Source organism: Corynebacterium sp. HMSC070H05 (assembly GCF_001837615.1).
Classification (GTDB): Bacteria; Actinomycetota; Actinomycetes; order Mycobacteriales; family Mycobacteriaceae; genus Corynebacterium; species Corynebacterium coyleae.
Genome location: NZ_KV833339.1, coordinates 39,458 through 39,947, shown reverse-complemented (window position 1 = coordinate 39,947; position 490 = coordinate 39,458). Strand labels below are relative to the sequence as shown.

The window sequence follows — 490 nt, the reverse complement described above, 5'->3', positions numbered from 1 at the left end:
GGTGGCCGCTACGCGGGCTCGGGCGTTCTCCCTCGACGAGCTCGCACTGATCGAGCGTCGTATCGCACCGGTCAAGGATACGTCCCAGCGGTGGGCGCTGCGCCTGGCCTTGCTTGAGGTCGAAGGTGGGTACCGGGCGATTGAGGCTGCAGCCCGCACGTTGGTGCCGGCGAACGAGAAGCCTGCGGTGGATGCGGCGAAGTTCGGCCCGTCGCGAAACGGCAAACGCACCCTGCACTTAACCTATGACGAGCGTGAGATCTCCGACATGGAGCACGCCGGGCGGTTAGGGATTGATCAGGATCGTCCGGCTGCACCCCAGATTGCCGAAAACCTCATTGGGATTTTCTTCGGCGAGGGCAAGGTCGCAACCGCAGCGCCGCGCCCGACGGTGTTGGTGCCGCTGCCGGATTACGTACGCATCCTGGATGGCAATGGTGATGATGTGCTCTTGGCCATGACCGATGGCACGACGATGACGGGTGCGGAG

1 pseudogene is annotated in these 490 nt (G+C 64.1%); it reads left to right on the top strand.

The annotated features are described in order from the left end of the window. A pseudogene (locus HMPREF2617_RS12470) lies at positions 1–490 on the top strand (HNH endonuclease); the annotation flags it as partial.